Annotated in this window: 17 protein-coding genes; 10 read left to right on the forward strand and 7 right to left on the reverse strand. The window is 72.4% G+C overall.

Features of this window, described 5'->3' with window-relative positions; genetic code table 11:
* Nucleotides 1–14 precede the first annotated feature (14 nt).
* Genes N787_RS02475 through N787_RS02500 form a run of 6 tightly spaced genes read left to right on the forward strand, consistent with a single transcriptional unit; the run spans nucleotide 15 to nucleotide 5,290 of the window.
* Nucleotides 15–1,454 carry an aminodeoxychorismate synthase component I gene (locus tag N787_RS02475; RefSeq protein WP_084590587.1) on the forward strand — a complete coding sequence of 480 codons (1,440 nt, stop codon included), beginning with the start codon at nucleotides 15–17 and terminating at the stop codon, nucleotides 1,452–1,454.
* Nucleotides 1,451–2,275, forward strand: coding sequence for an aminodeoxychorismate lyase (gene pabC / locus N787_RS02480; protein WP_052575062.1), 825 nt, complete (start codon nucleotides 1,451–1,453; stop codon nucleotides 2,273–2,275). Before N787_RS02475 ends, pabC begins: the two co-directional genes overlap by 4 nt.
* 3 nt (nucleotides 2,276–2,278) lie before the next feature.
* On the forward strand, nucleotides 2,279–3,313 hold the full coding sequence (gene mltG, locus N787_RS02485) for an endolytic transglycosylase MltG (protein ID WP_034210538.1): 1,035 nt from the start codon (nucleotides 2,279–2,281) through the stop codon (nucleotides 3,311–3,313).
* Nucleotides 3,310–3,942: a dTMP kinase gene (gene tmk / locus N787_RS02490; protein WP_034210539.1), complete on the forward strand. Its 633-nt coding sequence runs from the start codon at nucleotides 3,310–3,312 to the stop codon at nucleotides 3,940–3,942. Before mltG ends, tmk begins: the two co-directional genes overlap by 4 nt.
* Nucleotides 3,939–4,937 carry a DNA polymerase III subunit delta' gene (locus tag N787_RS02495; protein WP_034210540.1) on the forward strand — a complete coding sequence of 333 codons (999 nt, stop codon included), beginning with the start codon at nucleotides 3,939–3,941 and terminating at the stop codon, nucleotides 4,935–4,937. The genes tmk and N787_RS02495 overlap by 4 nt, the downstream gene beginning before the upstream one ends.
* Entirely contained in the window at nucleotides 4,937–5,290 is a 354-nt protein-coding gene (locus N787_RS02500; protein WP_034210705.1) for a PilZ domain-containing protein, read from the forward strand. Before N787_RS02495 ends, N787_RS02500 begins: the two co-directional genes overlap by 1 nt.
* Nucleotides 5,291–5,308: 18 nt before the next feature.
* Here the strand turns inward: N787_RS02500 and N787_RS02505 are convergent, their stop codons facing one another.
* The 5 genes from N787_RS02505 to N787_RS02525 all read right to left on the reverse strand — a co-directional run bounded on the left by N787_RS02505 (nucleotide 5,309) and on the right by N787_RS02525 (nucleotide 11,253).
* On the reverse strand, nucleotides 5,309–6,448 hold the full coding sequence (locus tag N787_RS02505; protein ID WP_034210542.1) for an RNA polymerase sigma factor: 1,140 nt from the start codon (nucleotides 6,446–6,448) through the stop codon (nucleotides 5,309–5,311).
* A gap of 73 nt (nucleotides 6,449–6,521) precedes the next feature.
* Complete coding sequence (locus N787_RS02510) at nucleotides 6,522–9,260, reverse strand: reprolysin-like metallopeptidase (protein ID WP_034210543.1); 2,739 nt, start codon at nucleotides 9,258–9,260, stop codon at nucleotides 6,522–6,524.
* An 84-nt stretch (nucleotides 9,261–9,344) separates the two neighbouring features.
* Nucleotides 9,345–9,740 carry a hypothetical protein gene (locus tag N787_RS14190; protein WP_052575063.1) on the reverse strand — a complete coding sequence of 132 codons (396 nt, stop codon included), beginning with the start codon at nucleotides 9,738–9,740 and terminating at the stop codon, nucleotides 9,345–9,347.
* Nucleotides 9,740–10,621: an acyl-CoA thioesterase II gene (gene tesB, locus N787_RS02520; protein ID WP_034210544.1), complete on the reverse strand. Its 882-nt coding sequence runs from the start codon at nucleotides 10,619–10,621 to the stop codon at nucleotides 9,740–9,742. Before tesB ends, N787_RS14190 begins: the two co-directional genes overlap by 1 nt.
* 56 nt (nucleotides 10,622–10,677) lie before the next feature.
* Complete coding sequence (locus N787_RS02525) at nucleotides 10,678–11,253, reverse strand: N-acetylmuramoyl-L-alanine amidase (RefSeq protein WP_034210546.1); 576 nt, start codon at nucleotides 11,251–11,253, stop codon at nucleotides 10,678–10,680.
* Between the two features lie 39 nt (nucleotides 11,254–11,292).
* On the opposite strand from N787_RS02525, the gene N787_RS02530 reads away from it, so the two are divergent.
* From N787_RS02530 to rlmKL, 3 genes are read left to right on the forward strand one after another with little or no spacing between them, the layout of a single operon-like run.
* Nucleotides 11,293–11,802 carry an MOSC domain-containing protein gene (locus N787_RS02530; RefSeq protein ID WP_034210548.1) on the forward strand — a complete coding sequence of 170 codons (510 nt, stop codon included), beginning with the start codon at nucleotides 11,293–11,295 and terminating at the stop codon, nucleotides 11,800–11,802.
* Entirely contained in the window at nucleotides 11,799–12,320 is a 522-nt protein-coding gene (locus tag N787_RS02535; protein ID WP_034210550.1) for an alpha/beta hydrolase, read from the forward strand. Before N787_RS02530 ends, N787_RS02535 begins: the two co-directional genes overlap by 4 nt.
* Nucleotides 12,317–14,452: a bifunctional 23S rRNA (guanine(2069)-N(7))-methyltransferase RlmK/23S rRNA (guanine(2445)-N(2))-methyltransferase RlmL gene (gene rlmKL / locus N787_RS02540; protein WP_034210552.1), complete on the forward strand. Its 2,136-nt coding sequence runs from the start codon at nucleotides 12,317–12,319 to the stop codon at nucleotides 14,450–14,452. The genes N787_RS02535 and rlmKL overlap by 4 nt, the downstream gene beginning before the upstream one ends.
* A gap of 14 nt (nucleotides 14,453–14,466) precedes the next feature.
* Here the strand turns inward: rlmKL and N787_RS02545 are convergent, their stop codons facing one another.
* Nucleotides 14,467–14,901 (reverse strand): DUF6491 family protein, encoded by a 435-nt coding sequence (locus N787_RS02545; protein WP_034210554.1) that lies wholly within the window; start codon nucleotides 14,899–14,901, stop codon nucleotides 14,467–14,469.
* Between the two features lie 88 nt (nucleotides 14,902–14,989).
* Between N787_RS02545 and N787_RS02550 the strand changes: the two genes are divergently transcribed.
* A complete protein-coding gene (locus tag N787_RS02550) occupies nucleotides 14,990–15,619 on the forward strand; it encodes a class I SAM-dependent methyltransferase (RefSeq protein WP_052575064.1) in 630 nt (209 codons plus the stop codon).
* 427 nt (nucleotides 15,620–16,046) lie between these two features.
* Here N787_RS02550 and N787_RS02555 read toward each other — a convergent pair whose 3' ends face one another.
* Nucleotides 16,047–17,195 (reverse strand): polyamine ABC transporter substrate-binding protein, encoded by a 1,149-nt coding sequence (locus N787_RS02555; RefSeq protein ID WP_034210556.1) that lies wholly within the window; start codon nucleotides 17,193–17,195, stop codon nucleotides 16,047–16,049.
* Between the last annotated feature and the right edge of the window lie 15 nt (nucleotides 17,196–17,210).

Below are 17,210 nucleotides of genomic sequence, written 5' to 3' on the forward strand. Positions count from 1 at the left end.
CGGGCGGTCCCGCGATGCTGATCCGCGCGCTGCCGCCCGGCACCGACCTGCTGCGCCTGCAGTCGGCCGACCCCGCGCGTTTCCCGCTGCTGCTCGAATCCGTGGCGGGCGGCAACGCGCTCTCGCGCTGGGACCTGCTGCTGGCCACGAACGGCGAGGGCCTGCGGCTCGACGCCGACGGCCAAACGCGGCGGCTGGACGGCGCGACGGTCGAGGGCGATTTCCTTGCGGCGCTGGACGCGGACTGGCGCGCCCATGCGGTGCAGGGAACGGCCGGGTCGAGCCACGGCGCGGCGGTAGAGGTGCCCCGCGCGGGTGCCGCGGCTGGCGCCGACGCCGACGCACGCGCCGACGCCAGCCCCGACGCCAGCCCCGACGGGACCGTGTTGCCGTTCCGCGGCGGGTGGGGCCTGTTCCTGGCCTACGAACTCGCCGCCCAGGTCGAATCCCGGCTCGCGCTGCCGACGGCCCCGGGCCCGCTGCCGGTGGCGCTGGCGCTGCGCTGCCCCGCGGCGGTGCTGCGCGATCGCGCCAGCGGCCGCTGCTACGCCGTTGCCGAACCCGGCGCCGAGGCGCTGCTGGACCTGCCCGCGCCGGCGCCGCCGGCGAATCCGCGCGCGTTCGCGCCGCCGCGATTGTCGGAGGACGCCCCCGCGCGCTTCCTCGACGGCGTCGCCCGCATCCACGACTACCTGCGCGCCGGCGATGTCTTCCAGGTCAACCTCTCGCGCGCCTGGCGCGCGGAGTTCGACGCCGCGCCGGACCCGGCGGACGTCTACGCCCGCCTGCGCGAGGCCAACCCGGCGCCGTTCGCCGGCCTGCTGCGCGTCGGCGACGCGGCGCTGCTGAGTTCTTCGCCCGAGCGGCTGGTGTCGGTGCGCGGTCGCCGCGCCGAGACGCGGCCCATCGCCGGCACCCGCCCGCGCTTCCCCGGCGACGACGAGGCCGCGCGCATCCGCGACCTGGTCGGCAACCCGAAGGAGCGCGCCGAGCACGTGATGCTGATCGACCTCGAGCGCAACGACCTCGGCCGCGTCTGCCGCCCGGGCACGGTGCGGGTGGATGAGCTGATGACGGTGGAGAGCTACGCCCACGTCCACCACATCGTCTCCAACGTCGGCGGCGAGCTGCGCGAGGGCGTCACGCCCGGCGAGGTGATCCGCGCGGTCTTCCCCGGCGGCACCATCACCGGCGCGCCGAAGGTGCGCTGCATGGAGATCATCGCCGAGCTCGAGGGCGAAGGCCGCGGCCCCTACACCGGCGCGCTGGGCTACCTCGGGCGCGACGGCGACCTCGACCTCAACATCCTGATCCGCAGCGCCTGGCTCCGGGGCCGCGAACTCCAGTTCCGCACCGGCGCCGGCATCGTGGTGGATTCCGACGCGGCGCGCGAGCTCGACGAGACCCGCGCCAAGGCCCGGGGCCTGCTGCGTGCGCTGGGAGCGCAAGGATGAGCACCGCCGACGTTGCCATCTATCGCGGCCGCGAGCGCCTCGCCGCCGTGGACGCCACCGACCGCGGCCTTGCCTACGGCGACGGCGTGTTCGAAACCCTGCGTGTCCATGCTGGCGCACCCGTGTGGTGGGACGCGCACGTGGCGCGGCTGCGGCACGGCGCCGCGCGCCTCGGCATCGCGGCGCCGGACGCGGCCTGGCTGCGCAATGAAGTCGATGCGCTGATGGCCGGGCAGGGCGGTCCGGGCGTGCTCAAGCTGGTGCTTACGCGCGGTACCGGCGGCCGTGGCTACCGCGTCCCCGACGAGGCCGCGCCCACGATGGTCCTTTCGCGCCACCCGCTGCCGCCGCCCGCGCCCGGGCCGCTGGTCGTGCGCTGGTGCCAGCTGCGCATGGCGCTGCAGCCGGCGCTGGCGGGGCTCAAGCACCTCAACCGGCTCGAACAGGTGCTGGCGCGCGCGGAGTGGCGCGACGAGGCGATCCACGAGGGCCTGCTGCTGGACGCCGCCGGGCGCGTCGCCTGCGCGACCGCCGCCAACGTGTTCGCGCGCATCGATGGCCGCTGGCTGACGCCGCGGGTGGACGCCTGCGGCGTGGCCGGCATCGCTCGCGCCTGGGTCCTGGCGAACGTGCCGGACGCCGCCGAGGCCACGCTGCAGCCCGCCGATGTCGAAGGGGCCGACGCGCTTTTCCTGTGCAATGCCGTGCGGGGTATCCTGCCGGTCGGCCGCCTGGGGGATCACGCCTGGGCGCCGCACCCGGCGCTGGCGGAACTGCAGCGCCAACTGGGCCGGGCTGAGCCGGCATTCGAAGGGAGCTAGGTTTTGGCGAAGAAGCAGTCCTCGCATCGCGCGCTCAAGGCGGTCTTCGCCCTGTTGCTGCTGGCCGGCGTCGCCGTCGGCGGCTGGCTGTGGCAGCAGTACAGGGGCTTCGCCGACACGCCGATCGCACTGGCCGGCACCGAGCGCATCCTGGTGGTGGAGCGCGGCGACGGCTTCCAGGACATCCTGGGCAAGCTGCGCGAGCTCGGCGTCACCGAGGGCCACGACCTCGAATGGAAGGCGCTCGCGCACGAGATGCAGGTGATCGCCCGGCTCCAGGTCGGCGACTACAGCATCCGCCACGGCATTACCCCGCGCGAGCTGCTGACCAAGCTCGAGAGCGGCAAGGTCATCCAGCACCGCTTCACCGTGGTCGAAGGCTGGAGCTTCCGCGAGCTGCGCGCGGCCATGGCCAAGGATGAAATCCTGGCGCAGTCGCTGCCCGCGATGGACGACGACGCGGTGATGACCGCGATCGGGCGCCCGGGCCAGCATCCCGAGGGCCGCTTCCTGCCCGAGACCTACCACTACACCCGCGGCGCCAGCGACCTCGACCTGCTGCGCCGCGCCGGGCTGGCCATGGACAAGGCAGTGGCCGACGCCTGGGAAGCGCGCGCCAGCGGCATCCCGGTGGAAACGCCGGAGCAGTTGCTGATCCTGGCCTCGATCATCGAGAAGGAAACCGGCAAGGCGTCCGAGCGTCCCGAGATCGCCGGTGTGTTCAGCCGCCGCCTGAAGCTGGGCATGCGGCTGCAGACCGACCCGACCGTGATCTACGGCATGGGCAGCAATTACGCCGGCAACATCCGCCGCAGCGACCTCACCACCGACACGCCCTACAACACCTACACCCGCGGCGGCCTGCCGCCGACGCCGATCGCGATGCCCGGCCGCGACGCGCTGATGGCCGCGGCCAAGCCGGCCGACGGCGACACGCTCTACTTCGTGGCCCGCGGCGACGGCAGCCACGTGTTCTCGGCGACGCTGGCCGAGCACAACCGTGCGGTCGCCTGCTACCAGCTCAAGCGCTGCCGATGAGCGCGACCGGCCTGTTCATCAGCATCGAAGGCGGCGAGGGCGCGGGCAAGTCCACCGTCATCGCCGCGCTGCAGGAGGCGCTGGCCGCGACCGGTCGCGAGGTCGTGCTGACCCGCGAACCGGGCGGCACGCCCGAGGGCGAGGCGATCCGCGCGCTGCTGCTGGATCCTGCCAACTCGCTCGCCGCCGAGACCGAGCTGCTGCTGATGTTTGCTTCCCGCGCGCAGCTGGTTCGTCAGCTGATCCGCCCGGCCCTGGCGCGCGGCGCCGTGGTCGTGGCCGATCGCTTCACCGACGCCAGCTTCGCCTACCAGGGCGGCGGCCGCGGCCTCGACATGGGCCGCATCGCCGAGCTCGAGCGTTGGGCCGCGGGCATCAAGCCCGACCTCACCCTGCTGCTCGACGTCGGCGTGGCCCAGGGCCTCGCCCGCGCCCGCGCCCGCGGCGGCGAACCGGACCGGATCGAACGCGAGCGCGAGGATTTCTTCGAGCGCGTGCGCGCCGTTTACCTCGCGCGTGCGGCGGCCGAGCCGGCGCGGTTCCGCGTGGTCGATGCCAGCCAGCCCGTGCAGGCCGTGCGCGAAGCGGTGCAGGCCGCGCTGGCCGGGTGGCTGGGGTCGCGCCCGTGACGACGCTGGCGCCGTGGCAGCAGCGCGTGCTCGACGGCGCGCTGGCCTCGCTGGCGGAAGACCGGCTGGGCCACGCGCTGCTGTTCGCCGGCGCCGCGCACATGGGCAAGCTGGCCGTGGCGGAACGCCTGGCGTCGCGGCTGCTTTGCAGCACGCCGGGCCCGGATGGCCTGGCCTGCGGCGCCTGCCGCGGCTGCCAGCTGATGGCGGCCGGCACCCATCCGGACTTCAAGTTCGTCAGCTTCATTCCCAACGACAAGGGCGACAAGCTGCGCAGCGAGATCATCGTCGACCAGATGCGCGAGCTGGGCCACTGGTTCTCGCTGACGCCGCAGATGGGCGGCGCCCAGGTCGCGCTGATCAGCCCGGCGCACGCGATGAACCTCAATGCCTCCAACGCCCTGCTCAAGACGCTGGAGGAACCCTCGCGCGCGCGCTACCTGCTGCTGGTCACCGACCACCCCGGGCGCCTGCCGGCCACGATCCGCAGCCGCTGCCAGCGGCTGGCGTTCCGGCCGCCGGCGAGGGCCGAGGGCGAGGCCTGGCTGCGGTCGCAGGGCCACGCCGGCGCCAGCCTCACGGCGGCGCTGGACGCGGCCCGCGGCCACCCCGGCGTGGCCGCGGCCTGGCTGGCCGAGGGTGGCATGCCGCTGCGGGCCGAGGTCCAGGCCGAGCTCAATGCGCTGGCGGCCGGGCGGCAGACGCCGGTGGCGCTGGCCCAGCGCTGGCTGGCGGACGGGCAGGGCGAGCTGCGCCTGCGCTTCGCGGCCGAACTGGCGCTGGAAGGCTTGGCCCGCCACCTCGGCGCCGGCAGCCCGGCCGGCTTGACCCTGCCGCCGGAAATCCAGAAGCTGGCCGCCTGGTTCGACGGCATCAACCGCGCCCGCGAGCAGCTCTCGCTGCCCGCGCTGCGGCACGACCTGGCGCTGGCCGGTCTGCTGCTGGAATGGCGTAGCATGTTCAAGGACACGGCAATGCAGGGAGCACGGCGATGATGGGTGGCGCAGGCGCAAGGCAGGGCATCCTGTCGCTGGCGATCAAGGACAAGGCGGCGCTGTACAACGCCTACATGCCCTTCGTGAAGGGTGGCGGCATCTTCGTGCCCACCACCAAGCGCTATGCCCTCGGCGACGAGGTCTTCATCCTGCTGTCGCTGATGGAAGAGAAGGACCGCCTGCCGGTCGCCGGCAAGGTCGTCTGGATCACCCCGGCCGGCGCGCAGGGCAATCGCGGTGCCGGCATCGGCGTGCAGTTCGCCGAAACGGCCGAGGCCGACGCGGTGAAGGGCAAGATCGAGACCTTCCTGGCCGGCACGCTGGAAGCCGACAAGCCCACGCACACGATGTAAGCGCGGCTGCGCCGCGCTTCAGCCGATCCGGCCGCTGAGCCACAGGCCCAGCACCACGCCCGACAGGCCCAGCACCACGCCGGCGATCGCACCGATCCGGCCGAGTAGTTTCTCCCGCTTCTGGCGGCGCGCGGCGCCGATCGGGTCGACCGCGAGTTCGTGGGCACGGCGTCGCGCGAGGATGCGCGGGAACCACCAGCCGGACGCGAACACCATGCCCGCCGTGAAGCCGATCGTGATCGCGAGATGCGGGATCCAGCCCGGCACCCGGGCCACCCAGACGATGGCGAGTGAAAAACCAACCACCAGGGCGCTGGTGAACAGCGCGTAGGCCCGCACCTCGCGGCGTTCGCGCGCGTCGTAGGGGTCGCGCAGCAGCTTGCGCACGCCGAACCAGACGCCCCACAGCCCGCCCGCGACGCCGGCGAAGGCGCCGCCCAGCGCCCCGGCGCCCAGCTTGGCCAGGCCGTTGGCGGTGCCGAGCGCGCCGGCGCCCAGCGCCGTGGCAGCCGCCGCCGGCGGCGCGCCGACCATCAGCATCGTCGCGACCGCCGCGGTGAAGCCGGCGCCCGGCGCCGTGCTGCGCGCGAACTCGCCCAGCCGCGCCAGCAGCTCCTCGCGCACCTTCTCGCGCGCCCGCGACAGGCGCTTGCGCACCGCGGCGTCCTGCAGTCCGAGCAGCCCGGCGACCTGGCGCGAGCTCTGGCCTTCGCGGTAGTAGAGCAGCAGCACCTCGCGCGATTCCTCCGGCAGCGCGTCGATGACGCCGGCCGCCACGGCGCGCGCCTGGTCGGTGGCCAGCTGCTCGTCGGGGCCCGGCTGTGGATCGGCGACGGTGGCGATCAGGGCCTCGACGTCGGTGGCGGGATTGGCGCGCAGGCCCTGCGCGCGCAGGTGGTCGCGGGCGAGGTTGCGGGTGATCTGGCGCAGCCAGGGCAGGAAGCTGGCGCGGTTGTTGAGCTTGCGCAGGTTCTGCCAGGCCGAGAGGAAGGCCTCCTGGGCGATGTCCTCGCTGGCCGGCACGTCGCGCACGATCGCGAGTGCGATCGAGGTGACGGTGGTCTGGCAGCCGGCCACGATGCGGCCGTAGGCGTCGCGGTCGCCGCGGGCGGCGGCCGGCAGGTGGGTGTCGATCAGTGAATCAAGGATGTCGCTCATGGCGTGCTCCCGGGGGGGGCAAGCCCAGGGACGCACCGGCGCGGCGGATGTGACCGCCGCGCCGGGAAGACCGTCAGGGGCAGCTCTTGCGGGCCGAGAGCAGCGCGGTGGCGCGGGCCTCGTTCCAGGCGCCCGCCAGCGGGCTGAGCAGCGGGGCGCTGACGGCGATGTTGGTGAGGCCGCGCAGCCCGTCGTCGTTGGTGCCGATCGTGCGCGTGAGCTGGCCGGTGAAGCGCGAGCTCGTGGGCATGTGGCCGCAGGTCGGGCAGAAGCCGGTGAGCTGCTCCAGCGGCACCGTGGTCACGGCCTCGTTCCATGGCTTGGCGCCGATCAGCCAGCGTGCGACGCCCTCGGCGTCGTACAGGTAGGAGACGTAGATCTCCTGGTCCGCCTCGTACTGCGCGCTGTAGCCGAAGCCGTTGAGGGTGGGCGAGAACCAGTGGCCGGTCGCATTGAGCGGCTGGCCCGCCGAGATCGGGCAGGCGCCGCCGCCCAGGCGGACCAGGGTCTCGCTGCCAGCGTCGCCGTCGAGGTTGTAGGAGAACTCCATCTCGGTGGCGCTGATCGGCGTGATCACCAGGTCGCCGACCACGGTGGAGGTGGTCTGGCTGCCGTTCCAGCCCACCCGGAACAGCGGGGCGTTCCAGATGCCGCTGGCGCCCGGCGCCGCGGCCTGGCTGTAGTACCAGGTCGGGGTGCCGTCCTCGCGGTAGGTGTACCAGACCGACACCCACTGGTCGCCGGCGAAGTCGACGAAGATGCCGTGGCCCGACCGCAGCGGGTTGAAGTACTGGCCGCTCTGGAAGGCCGGCGCGGCGGCCTGGCTCTCGACGCGCGCCGTCACCGTGGCCTCGTTGTAGACCAGGGACGAGCTCGAGGGCCGGCCCAGGCCGATCATCCAGCGCTCCGGGCCGACGGCGCCGGCGCTGCGGTTGATCACGATTTCCTTGGTGGTCGCGGTGCCGGTGTCCTGCACCTGCGCGGCGCCGCGGTCCACGCCCGGGGCGAGCAGGGGCGAAGCGGCGATCGCGCGCGGCACCGCCGGGCTGGCGAACAGGTCCACGTCCACGGTCGAGACCACGCGCACGCGCGCGGAGTTGACGTGCGGCGGCAGCACGAACTGCATCCGGGTCTCGTTGTAGTCGCGCGTCACCTGCCAACGCGACGCCGCCACCGAGACCGGGCGGTTGTCGCCCAGGGTGATGGGCGCGGGCATCATGTCGCGCAGCGTGAGCTGCAGGTTGCGCGTGGCGGCCACCACCGACGGCGAGGACTCCACCACCAGCTGCACCGGGAAGGCGCTGTTGAAGGGCGCCTGCAGGCCGCTCCACGACAGCCGCGCGGTAATCGTGGCGCCGGGCGCCGCGCGGGTGGGGCCGGTCAGCGTGAAGCTGCCCGTGCCGCCGTACACCACGCGCCAGCGCGCATCGGTCAGCGCCGGCAGGCCGGTGAAGGTGACGTCCATGTGGCCGCGCGTGCTGTTGATCTGGCGCGCGTCGCCGTCGGCGGGCTGGAACCAGGCGGCCACCAGCGGCATGGTCTCGGCCAGGCTGCGGGCGACGTCGGCTTCGGGCGTGCCGCAGGGCAGGTTGTCGCACTCAGGGTGGCTGACCAGCGGGTTGGAGAAGATGTTGGCCGGTCGCTGGCTGCCGGTGCCGTAGGCCATCACCGTGCTGAAACCGTCCTGGCCGGCCGGCGTGATGCGGTAGCCGTGCGAGTAGGTGTGCGCCGCGTTGCGGGCGCCGCCGGTGGTGTCGATGTCGTGGGTCTGGCCGAGGTTGTGGCCGATCTCGTGGGCGATGGTGGTGGACAGGCAGAAGAAGCCGTTGTCGGTGCCGTGGTTGGCGTTGAAGTAGCCCGAGTTCTGCTGGAACGGGATGTTGCCCGGGCTGTTGCCGCTGCCGTTGACGTAGCCGACGCCGCAGCTGCCGGAGTCGCTGTTGAGGTAGCGGCGCACCAGGCCCACCAGGTCGGCGCCGTGGCGGTGGCGCAGCTTGGCCAGCTGCATCGCCAGCGGATGCGCGCCGGCGCCGTTCCAGGCGCGCATCAGCGCGAGCGTGTCGCTGTTCGAGCCGGTGTCGGGGTAGTCCACGCGCGGCGTGGCCACGAGGCGGAAGCGGCCTTCGACGCCGGCGTTGGCCAGCGCGGTGTTGCCCAGGTCGATGCGGTTCTGCAGCAGCGCGCGGGTGCCGCTGTCGCTGCCGACATAGGTCGCCAGGCCCGGCGTGTAGGCCAGCAGGATGTCGATGCGGTTGTGGTTGGACTGCAGGGTGGGCGCCGGGCGCGCCGCCAGTTCCTTCTGCATGGCGACCAGGTCGCTGGCGTCCGGGATCACCGCGTCGTCGACCTGCACGGCCGAGCGCTCGCCGATGTCGACCGCGAGGTCCTCCATCAGGCGCGGCTGGCCCGCCACGGTCTCGATGTAGAGCAGGCTGCCATTGGCGCGCGGCGCCTGGCCGAACACCGCGTCGCCGGCGAAGGTGAACACCGCCTCGAAGCCGGGCAGGTCGCCTTCGCGGCGGCCGACCCAGGTGGTGATGCCGTTCGCATGCTCGGTGTGCGAGAGGTATTCGTAGACGAGTTCACCGCCGTCCGGATCGGGCACGGTGATACGGCTACCCGAAGCGACGGCGGCCTCGAGCGCCTCGAAGTCGATCGCCAGCGGGCGGAAGCGCAGCAGGCGGTCGTGCTCGACCTTGTCGCCGAGCTTGAAGGGGCGATGGCCCGGCTTGCCGTCGGCGGCCATCGACGAAGACGAGGCGAAGGCCAGCGCGATCGCCAGCGAGACGCAGGGAAGGAGGGCGATGCGCATGACCGTGGAGCTCCGTGACGCGGGGAATGTCCGGATGTTCGCACGGGGCGGCATGCCCCTCAAGGCGCGTCTGCCGCGCCGTCTTCACGCCATCAGCGCGCGCACCAGCAGTCCGCCGCCCATGATCACGACGATGAACAACAGCGCCATCCGGATCTTGGTCATGCGGGCCGCGGGAGACTGGCTCGCGGGATCGCGGAAATTCAGGTGCTCGGGCAGGTAGCTGGCGTCGCGCGTGGCCTCGAGCAGGCCGGCCTCGTGCAGGATCTGCCGCGCCTGCTTGAAGTCGTCGGGCTTGATCACCCACAGCGCCGGCTGCTGGCTGGGGTCGTGGTTCTTGGCGCTGTAGCTGAACTCGCGGCGGCTCACGCCCTTCCAGCTGCGGCCCTGGGTGATCTTGGTCTCGATGCCGGCCGCGTTGAGCATCTGCTCGACCCGCTCGACGTTCTCCAATCGCACCGACGTGAAGACCTGGCGCATCAGCGGGCCTCCGGGGCGTCGGGCAGCACGCGGATCAGGCCTTCCTGCGCGGTGGACGCGACCAGGCGGCCATCGCGGGTGTAGATCTGCCCGCGCGAGAGCCCGCGCGCGCCCTGCGCGCTCGGGCTGTCGATCGAATACAGCAGCCAGTCGTCGGCGCGGAACGGCCGGTGGAACCACATCGCGTGGTCGAGCGAGGCCATCTGCACGTTCGGCTGGTAGTAGCTGATGCCGTGCGGGAAGGTGGCGGTGCCGAGCAGGTGGAAGTCGGACGCGTAGGCCAGCAGCGCCTGGTGCAGCACCGGCGAATCGCCGACCTCGCCGTTGAGCTTGAACCACACCTGCTGGAACGGCGGGCGCTTGGGCGGCTTGAGTTCGTCGCGCGGGTACACCGGTCGGATCTCGAACGGCCCCATGCGCGAGAGCCAGCGCTGCGCCTTCGGCGGCAGCTGGGCGAGCTGCTCCGGCGTGGGCGCGGCCACCGGCTCGATGTCCTCGGGGCGCGGCACTTCCGGCATCGACAGCTGGTGCTCGTTGCCCGGCTCGGGTTCCTGGAACGAGGACGCGAACACGAAGATCGGCTTGCCGTGCTGGATCGCGGTGACGCGCCGCACCGAGAAGCTGTTGCCGTCGCGCGAGCGGTCCACGTCGTAGACGATCGGGTGCTCGACGTCGCCGGCGCGCAGGAAATAGGCGTGGATCGAGTGCACCTGGCGGTTCTCGTCCAGCGTCTGCTGGGCCGCGGACAGGGCCTGGCCCAGCACCTGCCCGCCGAAGACGTACTTGGTGCCGATGTCGCGGCTCTGGCCGCGGAACAGGTTGTCCTCGAGGCGCTCGAGGCGGAGCAGGTCGACCAGTTCGGCGGCGACGGATGAGGTCATGGGGACTCCGGGGTTTCGGCCGGGGATTATAGCCGCCGCGGCGGGTGGCCCCGGGCTCAGGGGCGGATGCGCGCCAGCGGCACCGCGTCCAGCACCCGCGACCACGGGAACCGCGGGCCCGGGTCGCGCTTGCGGAACACCAGTGCCTCGAGGTTGTCGCTCGACACCACGCGGGTCTGGTCCAGGTCCTCGTGGCCGGCGATGAACTCCAGCGCCGGCAGGGTGGCCGCCAGCTGCCGCAGCAGGGCGACGAGGGTGTCCACCTGGGCTTCGGTGTAGGGCTCGTCCATCGCCTGCCGGCGGGAATCGAGCCAGTCCGGGTAGCGGCCGGCGTTCACCAGCTCGATGCCGACCGAGCGCTCGTTGTAGCCGCGGGTGTGGTGGGCGACGCGGTCGGGCGCGACGAACTCGTGCAGGCTGCCGTCGCGGTCGATGTAGTAGTGGCCGCTGTTGCCGGTGCCGGTGTCGTAGAGCACGCGTTCGCCGTACTCACGCGCCAGCGCGAGGTCGGGCAGCTCGGTGCAGTGGATCACCACCAGGTCCACGCGGGCCGGGTCGCGGGCCTCGAGCCGGTCCGCGTAGGGCAGGGGCCAGGGCCGGATCTCGGGGGCGTTCGGCGGGGGGGCGGGCATGGCCGCATGCTAACATCGCGTCCCTTCCGGAGCCCCCTGATGCCCTTTCCCGCCGACTCCGCGCTTGGCGCACTGATGGCCACGCTGCCGCGTCCCGGCCAGGTCCGCTGGATCGGCCTGCGCCCGGCCCGCGACGTCCCGATGCAGGAAGTGGACCGGGTCGAGGTCGTCGCCGGCAAGGGCCTGGTGGGCGACCGCTACAAGAGCGGCAGCGGCAAGCGCGGCATCACGCTGATCCAGGCCGAGCACCTGCCGGTGGTGGCGGCGCTGAGCGGCCTGGCCGAGGTGTCGCCCGCGACCCTGCGCCGCAATGTCGTCGTGTCGGGCTTGCCCGTGATCGCGCTCAAGGGCCGGCGCTTCCGCATCGGCAGCGCGGTGTTCGAGGGCACCGGCGACTGCGACCCGTGCTCGCGCATGGAGGCCGCGCTCGGTCCCGGTGGCTACAACGCGATGCGCCAGCACGGCGGGCTCTGCGCGCGCGTGCTGGCGTCCGGCAGCTTCGCGCTCGGCGATGCGGTCGAACCGCTCGCGCCGGAGGACGCCACGTGAGCGGCCACGTCATCATTTCCCACGGGCTGGAAAGCGGCCCGGAGGCCAGCAAGGCCGCCGCGCTCGCCCGCGTCGCCGGCGCGCTGGGCTGGACCCACGAGCGCCCCGACTACCGCGACCTCGACGTGCTCGGCCCGCTGGGCGACGTCCCGGGCCGCATCCTGCGGCTGGGCGCGCGCGCCCACCTGGCCACGCGCAAGCCGCTGGTGCTGGCGGGCTCCAGCATGGGTGCCTACATCTCCGGCCACGTCTCGCGCGAAGTGCCGGTGGCCGGCCTGTTCCTGATGGCGCCGCCGGTGGCGCTCGACGTCGCGCCCGGGCCGCTGCACGCGGCGATGGTGCCGACGCGCATCATCCACGGCTGGGAAGACGAGCTGATCCCGGCGCTCGATGTCGTGCGCTGGGCCCAGCGCCGGCAGGACACGCTGCTGCTGGTGCCCGACAGCCATCGCCTCGCGGCGCACGTCGAGTTCTGCGCCGAGGAATTCGGCCGCTTCCTGCAGATGCTGGCCTCGTGAAGTTCTTCGTCGCCTGCGCCAAGGGCCTGGAGTACCTGCTCGCCGACGAGCTGGTGGCGCTGGGCGCGACCCGCGCCACCGCCGCGCTCGCGGGCGCCAACGCCGAAGGCGATGCCGAGGCGGCGTATCGCGCGGTGATGCATTCGCGCCTCGCCAGCCGCGTGCTGTGGCCGCTGGCCGAGTTCGACTGCGCCAACGAGAACGACCTCTACCAGGGCGTGCACGCGATCGACTGGCCTGCGCACCTCGACCCCGAGGGCACGCTGGCGGTGGACGCCCACGTCTCCGGCCCGGCGCTCACGCACGAGCGCTACGCCGCGCAGCGCGCCAAGGACGCCGTGGTCGACCGCATGCGCGCCGCGCACGGCGTGCGCCCGTCGGTGGACACCGAGTCGCCCGACCTGCGCCTGAGCCTGGTGGTGCGCAAGGGCCGCGCCATCGTCTCGATCGATCTCGGCGGCGGCCCGCTGCACCGCCGCGGCTGGCGCCAGTCGCAGGGCGACGCGCCGCTAAAGGAAAACCTGGCGGCGGCGATGCTGCTGCGCGGCCACTGGCCGAAGCTCTACGCGGAGGGCGGCGCGCTGCTCGACCCGATGTGCGGCAGCGGCACGCTGCTGATCGAAGGCGCGCTGATGGCCGCCGACGTGGCGCCCGGCCTGCATCGCCTGCAGGGCGCGCTGCCGACGCGCTGGCGCGGCTTCGACGAAGACCTCTGGCAGCGGATCGAAGCCGAGGCCCGCGAGCGCGCCGTGGCCGGGCGTGCCGCGCTGCGGCCGGCGTTCTTCGGCGCCGACCTCGACCCCGCGGCGCTGCATGCGGCCGTGGCGAACGCGGATCGCGCCGGCCTGGCCGAGCTCATCCGCTTCGACCGCGCGGCCATCGCCTCGCTGAAGGCGCCGGGCCCCGCGCGCGGGCTGGTCGTCTGCAACCCGCCTTACGACGCCCGCCTGGCGGCGGATGCCGCGCTGTACCGCGAGCTCGGCGACGCCCTGCGCCGCGCCGTGCCGGACTGGCGCGCGGTGCTGCTGTGCGGCTCCGACGAGCTGGCGCAAGCCACCGGCCTGCGCGCCGCCAAGCGCTACGCCTTCTTCAACGGTGCGCTGGAATGCGCGCTGATGGTCTGCGATCCACTGCAGCCGCCGGCGCGGGCGCCGCGCGAGGCGAAGCCGCTGTCGGACGGCGCCCAGATGGTCGCCAACCGGCTGCGCAAGAACCTCAAGCGCTTCAAGTCCTGGCGCGAGCGCGAGGGCGTGTTCGCCTGGCGCGCCTACGACGCCGACCTGCCGGAGTACTCGGCGGCCGTGGACGTGTACGAGGAGGCTGACGGCGAGCGCCGCAGCTTCGTGCACGTGCAGGAATACGAGGCGCCGTCGACCATCCCGGAAGCCGACAGCCGGCGCCGCTTCGGCGAACTGCTGGACGCGGTGCGCGAGGTGTTCGCGGTGCCGCCGGCGCAGGTCTCGATCAAGACCCGCGCGCGCGGCAAGGGCGGCAGCAAGTACGGGCGCATGGACCGGCGGGACGAGTTCATCGCCGTGCAGGAGGGCCGGGCGAAGCTGCTGGTGAACCTGTTCGACTACCTCGACACCGGCCTGTTCCTGGACCACCGCCCGGTGCGCCTGCGCATCGGCCGCGAGTCGGCCGGAAAGCGCGTGCTGAACCTGTTCGCCTACACCGGCGCGGCCAGCGTGCACGCGGCGGTGGGCGGCGCGGCCAGCACCACCAGCGTCGACCTCTCGGGCACCTACCTCGAGTGGGCCGGCCGCAACCTCGCGCTCAACGGCGCCGCCGGCCGCGCCCACCAGCTGGTGCAGGCGGACGCCATGGCCTGGCTGCTGGCCGACCGCGGCGAGTACGACCTGATTTTCTGCGACCCGCCGACCTTCTCGAACTCGGCCCGCGCCGAGGACTTCGACACCCAGCGCGACCACGTGCGCCTGCTGCGCGCCTGCGTGGCGCGGCTGGCGCCGGGCGGGCTGCTGCTGTTCTCGAACAACTTCCGCAAGTTCCGGCTCGACGAGGCGGCGGTGGCGGAGTTCGCGACCTGCACCGAGATCAGCGCGAAGACGATCGATCCCGACTTCGAGCGCAATCCGCGCATCCATCGCTGCTGGGAGCTGCGCCGGGCCTGAGCCCGGCGCGGCGGTCAGTCGTCGGCCGCGGCCTTCGTGCCGGTGGCCAGGGCATAGGTTTCATCGTCGACGATGCGCACGTCGCGGATGTCGCAGCTGCCCTGGCGCGAGCCGATGGAGCCGAAGATCACCTTGTCGCCCGGGCTCCCGCAAACGCGGCCCGTGATGCTGTCGCCGACGAAGACGAGGCTTACGCCGAGGTTGTCGCGGCATTCGCCCCACAGATCCACCCGGTACTTGCGGCGGCCGCCGTCGACGAACAGCGCGCCGTCCTGGCTGTTGTGCCAGGTGCGCACGTCCTGCGGGTACAGGCATCCGGGCTGGCCCTTGGCGGCCATCGCCGCCTGGACGCCGGCCTGGTCCGGTCCGGGGCGCGTATCCGCGCCGCCGGCCGTGCAGGCCGCCAGGACAAGGAGGGCCGGGGCGATCACGGGGAGGGTGCGGTTCATGGCGGCGTCCTGCGCGGGGTGGGCCGCGAGTGTGGTCGAGCCAAACTTAACCCGCGCGAAACATCCCCGGCCGCATTATGCTTGGGCCATGACCCGACCCGGCGCCACCACTACCCCGCACGGCTGGACCTTCTTCCGGCAATGGCTGAAGAACCCGCTGGGCGTGGCCGCGATCTCGCCGTCCAGCCCGCAGCTGGCGCGCCAGATGATGTCGGAGCTGCCGCGCGGCGCCCGCCGCGTGATCGAACTCGGCGGTGGCACCGGCGTGTTCACGCAGGCGCTGCTCGACCACGGCATCTCGCCCTCGGAGCTGCTGGTGCTCGAACTCAACGAAGAACTGCACCAGCACCTGCAGAAGCACTTCCCGCAGGTGCAGGTCGCCTGCGCGGATGCCCGCGACCTCGCCGAGCTGGCGTCCGCGCGCGGCTTCGGCCCCGAGGCGCCCGCCGATGCCGTGATCTCCGGCCTGGGCCTGCTGTCCATGCCCAAGGCCACGCAGCAGGCCATCCTGTCGGCCGCGTTCGACTGCCTGCAGCCGCAGGGCCGCTTCATCCAGTTCACCTACGGCCCGGCCAACCCGGTCGCGAAGGAAGTGGTCGAGGCGCTCGACCTCAACGCGCGCCGCGGCAGCTTCACCTGGTGGAACGTGCCGCCGGCCACCGTCTACGTCTATTCCCGCCGCGTCTCCCGCGCCATCCCCCCGCGCTCCATGCGCTGAGGAAACGAGGCGTGCGCTTTGCGCACGACATGTGACTTCGAGGCAGCGCCGCCGCACACCGATACAGGTCTTCGGCCCGACTCGGGAGCGTCATCCTGACCACCGATGTCGGCCGTTCCGGCCTCCTGCCTCCACTTCCGAAGACCTATATCGGTGTGCGACGTCGCCCCGGAATCCAGTCGCACACCGGATGGAGTTCAAATGCCAGGTCAAGAGCTCTTGGCTGCGGTGTGTCCGGGGCATCCGGAGCGACGGCGCCCACTCAACAGGTACTTTTGAAGTGTAGGGCAGGAGGCCCGGAACGGCCGACGTTTGCTGCCAGGGATGGCGCTAGCAAGACGGCGGGCAAAAGTACCTGTTGAGTGGGCGGCGGCGCAGCCGGGATGTACCGGTGTGCCGCCGTCCGTGCGCAAGGCGCACGTGTACTTCAGCGGCCGGTCTTGATGGTGGTCCAGGCGCGGACGCGTTCGCGGGTGACTTCGGGGGCGAAGGTGATCGGGTCGACCAGCTTGGCCATGACTTCGGCCGGCGGGTAGATCGCCGGGTCGCCGGTGATTTCCGGATCGACCAGCGCCGTGGCCGCCGTGTTCGGGCTGGCATAGGCGACGTAGTTGGTGATGCCGGCCGAGACCTCGGGCTTGAGCAGGTAGTCGATGAGCGCGTGCGCGTTGGCCGCGTGCGGTGCGTCCTTCGGGATCGCCATCAGGTCGACCCAGCGAACCGCGCCTTCCTTCGGGATGACGTAGGCGATCTCGATGCCGTTCTCCGCCTCTTCGGCGCGGTCGCCCGCCAGGAAGACGTCGCCCGAATAGCCCATCGCCAGGCACAGGTCGCCGTTGGCCAGGTCGTCGATGTACTTGGAGGAGTTGAAGTAGCGGATGTGCTCGCGCACGCCGGCATAGGTGTCGGTGACCACCTGGGTCTCGTCGCCGGTGAGGGCGTTGGCGTCGCGGCCGCGGTAGATCAGCGCGGCGGCGAAGGCCTCCTGCTCGTCGTCGAGCACGCTGATGCCGCACTCGGCCAGCTTGGCGGCGTTGGCCGGGTCGAACAGCAGCGCCCAGGAGTCGAGCGGCGCGTCTTCGCCGAGGATTTCCTTCACCTTGGTGACATTGATGCCCAGGCCGGTGGTGCCCCACATGTAGGGCACGGTGTGGGTGTTGCCCGGGTCCACGTCCACCAGACCGGCGAGGATGGCCGGGTCGAGGTTGCCGTAGTTCGAAAGCTTCGCCTTGTCGATCGGCGCATAGATGCCCGCCTGCACGTGCCGCTGCGCGAACGGGCGTGCCGACGGGAACACCAGGTCGTAGCCCGAGGCGCCGGCCAGCAGCTTGGTCTCGAGCATCTCGTTGCTGTCGTAGTTGTCGTAGACCACGCGGATGCCGGTGTCGCGCTCGAAGTTGGCCAGCGTGTCGTCGGCGATGTAGTCCGACCAGTTGTAGACGTAGACGACTTCCTGCCCGGCAGGCGCCGGCGTGGCCGCGGGCGTCGCCGCGGATTCGGCGGGATCGCCGCCGCGGCCGCAGGCGGCGAGCAGCAGGGCCGAGGCGATCAGGCTCAGGCGCAGGGACGGGGACATGGCGGACTCCAGGCG

It is taken from the genome of Arenimonas metalli CF5-1, from assembly GCF_000747155.1.
Classification (GTDB): domain Bacteria; phylum Pseudomonadota; class Gammaproteobacteria; order Xanthomonadales; family Xanthomonadaceae; genus Arenimonas; species Arenimonas metalli.